This is a genomic window from Mycobacterium sp. (genome assembly GCF_051006775.1).
Taxonomy (GTDB): Bacteria; Actinomycetota; Actinomycetes; order Mycobacteriales; family Mycobacteriaceae; genus Mycobacterium.
Genome location: NZ_JBPCSX010000016.1, coordinates 1 through 4,048 on the forward strand (window position 1 = coordinate 1; position 4,048 = coordinate 4,048).

A 4,048-nucleotide genomic window follows, 5' to 3' on the forward strand; every position below is an offset into this window, starting at 1 on the left:
GATCTCGGCACTGGTGATGTTCAACGTGGTGGCCTTCACCCTGGTGGAAATTCCGCTACTTGCCTACCTGGTGGCGCCGGAGCGCACCCACGCGGCGATGACCGGACTACATCACTGGATTCGCGCGCGGCGCCGGCGCGAGGTCGCGGTTCTGCTCGCGGCGGTCGGCGCCGTGCTCGTCGCCGCCGGCCTGCTCGGGGTGTGAGCGCCCGGGCCGGAGAGAGCCGGCCGGGGATCCGACTCAGCGCGGGCTGTGGGTCAGCACGTACTGCGCGCCCGCCAGCAGCTGGGAAATCGGATCGGACCCGCCGCCGAAGGCCGCCTGGGTCGCCGGTGCGGTCACCGCTGCGGGGTCATAGCCATGCACCGGATCCACTTCAATCGGCGCCGTCAGCGGATCGTCGTTGCGCGAATACCCGGAATCCACCATGGGTTTGAGCACCGCGTCCAGCTGGTTCAGCGTGTCCTCGGAGACACCGAGGTACCTGAACGGCAGCACCAGAGGCAGGTGCTGTTCGGGAATCAGGTAGGTCGTGATCGTCGCTCCCCTGGAGTTGACGATCGTGCGGATATTCTGTGCCGGAACCATGCTCGGGTTGGTGAACGCCACCGCGGTGTGTCCGGTCGCCAGGCCGACGATCGCGTTCAGCACAGCCATGATGTTGTCCTGCCGGTCCGGCCAGTCGGCGATGCTGTCGTAGGCCGAGACGAACATGTGGGTGTCGTACTGGCTCTCCACCGGTTCCGGTATCCGGTAGTCCAGAGCTGGCACCACTGCACCCACCGGAAAATTCTGAGTCAGGAAACTCGACCCGAAGGCATGCCGCGCAACCGGGTCGCCGTAGGTGGCGAACGAATACTGTTCCGGCGGCGGGGCGGTCGGGTCGTTGGCCAGCCGGGCCTGAACGGCGTTGAGTACCAGGGCCCCCTCCGACAAGCCGATCGCGGTGCCCTGACCGCCCTCCCGCATGGCCCGTTCGAGGTTGCCCTCTCCCTCGTCGACCGACTCACCGATACTCGGACCGTCGATTCCGACGCCGGGGAAGGAGTCGTCCAGCCGGCCGATACCCGGGAAGAGTTGTTCCAGGACGTGACCCTGGACCTGCCCGGCGGGGTAGTCCACGATCTGACGGTTCAGGCCCGGGAACCAGTCAGCGCCGGTCCGGCGGATGTACTCGTCGTACGGAATGCCCAGAACATGGGCGCCACCGAGGGCGTACCCCCGGCCCGGTGTACCGCGCTGGGAAGAAGCGTCGACCGAAGAAGCACCCGGATCGTCGGCAGCCGCGATTCCCCCGGTTGCGGCCAGCGTCACCAGCGTGGTCACCGCAGCGACTAGCTTCCTCATGTCTTACCGCTCCCCTGCGATATCACCCGTGACGGCCACCAGTTCGTCTTTCCCATCAGGGTAGCCATCGCAGGCACCGTGACGGTCCGCACCAGGAATGTGTCCAGCAGGATGCCGGCGCCGATGACGAAGCCGCCCTGCACCACGGTACCGATGGTGGAGAACAGCAGGCCCCACATCGAGGCGGCGAAGATCAGCCCGGCCGCGGTGATGACGCCGCCGGTCGATGAGAGCGTCCGGATGATGCCGTAGCGGGTGCCGTGCGGCGCCTCGTCACGCAGACGGGAGGCGAAAAGCAGGTTGTAGTCGGCCCCCACTGCGACGAGCACCACGAATGCCAGTGGGGGCACGGTCCAGTGCAGTTGTTGATGGAGGAAGACCTGGAAGGTCAGCACGCCGATACCCAGTGCGGCGAAATAGGAAATCACCACCGAACCAACCAGATACAACGGCGCGATGATCGCGCGTAGCAGCAGCATCAACGTCAGCAGCACGACGATGAGGGTGACAGTGACGATGTACCGGATATCGCCGCGGTAATAGTCGCGTGTGTCCCGCAGCGCGACGGGATATCCACCCATCGAGATCGCAGCGTCTGACAGGGTGGTGTTCGGCTGGGCACTCCGGGCTGCGTCGGCGATCACATTGACCTGATCCATCGCAGCGGCGCCGAACGGATCGAGTTTGGTGAATACCAGGTAGCGCACAGAATGTCCGTCGGGCGAAATGAAAGCCTTGGCGGCCGCCTGAAAATCGGGCAGCGCCAGAACCTCGGGCGGGATATTGAATCCCGCCATCGACGGCGTGGCGGCATTCTCCTTCATCGACAGCAGAAAGGCTGCCGCCTGATCGAGTCCGGTGCGCATCAGGTTGATCTGTTCGACGATCCGATCCACCCCGTTGGCCACTTCGCGGCTACCACTGGCGGAACGATCTGCGCCCCGCTGGAGATTGGTCAATCCGTTCTGCGCACCTCCGGGGGTGTCGAGCCCCATGGTGTGCATCGCCTTGGTCAGTTTGTCGAACGCATTGGTCAGTTGGGTCAACGTTGCATTGAGAGATTGCCTGTCCTGTAACGACTCCAGTTGGCCTGCCAGGTTGTTGATCTCATCGATGGTGGCGTCGTTACGTCCGTCGACGAGGCTCTGAAAATGTCCGCGGGTCTGGCTGCAGGACGGGTTCAGATCACAGACAACGTTGCCCTGCAGAGCCAGCAACACCGGACCCACCCAGCCGAACAGATCCCTGGCCGCGGTGACACTCACGCCCATGGAGTTGCCCAGTTCATTGAGCTTGGTGACGAGCTTTGCCGCGACCTCGACATTGCGCACCAGTTTGTCGCCGCCGTATTGACCTTTCAGCGCGGCGAAGGCGTCCACCATCGAGCTGACGCTGGTCGCGATCTGGCTGACTTGACCGCGCACGTCGGCGAGTCCGGTCGCCAATGTCCCTGCCCCCTTGGCAAGCCGATTGAGATCGTCGGTATTGCCGGCGATCATCGCCGACCCACTGCGGAGCCGGTCGCCGACGAGGCCTGACTGGTAGGTCGCCCGGAACTCGTCCGGCACCACACCGAAGGGTCTGGTGATTCCGTTGACCATGGCGATGTCCGGCAGCTGACTGATGCGCTCGGCCATCTGCTCCAGGTCGGCGAGGGCACGTGGTGTGCGCAGGTTGTGGGGTGAGGAAACCAGGACGTAGGACGGGATGAACTGATTGAGGTCGAAATGGCGCTCCAGGACCGCGTACCCGATCGAACTGGGGTCCGAGGCCGGCACCGACTTGCGATCGTCGTAGTTGAATCGCGCCAGACCCGCACAGCCGGCCAGCAGTGCCAGCACCATGACGCTGGAAATCAGGTGCGTCCGCGGCCGGCGCACGATGCGGATTCCCGACCGCCGCCAGAACCGGGCGGTCAGTTCACGGCGCGGCGTGATCCAGCCGCGCGGTCCGACGACGACCAGGATGGCAGGCAGTAACGTGACCGCCGCCAGGAATGCGACGGCGACTCCGACCGCCGATGAGACACCGACGGTGGAGAACACTCCCATCCGGGCGAAGCTGATCGCCAGGAAGGTGATCCCGACGGTGGCGGCGGATGCGGCGATCACCTTCCCCACCGACATCAGGGCACCCCGCACCGCCTCGTCGGAACTCTCTCCGCGGCGCACGTAGTCGTGATACCGGCTGATCAGGAAGACCGCGTAATCGGTTCCGGCGCCGGCGATCATGGCGGTCAACAGGATGATGGCCTGATTCGACACCCCCAGGCCGGTGGACTCGGACAGGCCGGCGACCACCGACTGTGCGATCACCAGGGATACCCCGATCCCGGTCAATGGCAGCAGCATGGTGATCGGATTGCGGTACACCACCAGCAGGACCACGAGGACCAGGACGGCGATCGCGATCTCGATCGGCCGGCGGTCGCGTTCGCCGGCAGCGGTGAGGTCGGCGACGGTGGCGGCCGGCCCGGACAGGTGGACTTCCAGCGGACTTCCCGCGGTCGACCGCTCGATGATCTGAGCCACCCGACTGTAGGAGGCGTAGGACTGCGGCGTGCCCAACGCGCCCGCAAGCCCGATGGGCAGAACCCAGGATTTTTTGTCCTTACTCGTCAAAAATGAACGTAGGGAGGGTGTTCCGATGAATTCCTGCACCATCACGTCATCGCCGGGGTCACTGCGCAAGGCTTCCACC

At 64.9% G+C, this 4,048-nt stretch carries 3 protein-coding genes; 1 reads left to right on the forward strand and 2 read right to left on the reverse strand.

The window, feature by feature from the left end; all coding sequences use genetic code 11:
* Positions 1-205 (forward strand): GAP family protein (locus ACR2JI_RS00980; RefSeq protein WP_526387082.1); only part of this gene is annotated, 205 nt, incomplete at its 5' end.
* A 36-nt stretch (positions 206-241) separates the two neighbouring features.
* Here the strand turns inward: ACR2JI_RS00980 and pe are convergent.
* Complete coding sequence (pe, locus tag ACR2JI_RS00985; protein ID WP_526387084.1) at positions 242-1,348, reverse strand: acyltransferase PE; 1,107 nt, start codon at positions 1,346-1,348, stop codon at positions 242-244.
* Positions 1,345-4,048, reverse strand: a 2,704-nt coding sequence (locus ACR2JI_RS00990; RefSeq protein WP_526387086.1) for an MMPL/RND family transporter, incomplete at its 5' end; no start/stop codon positions are given. The genes ACR2JI_RS00990 and pe, both read right to left, overlap by 4 nt.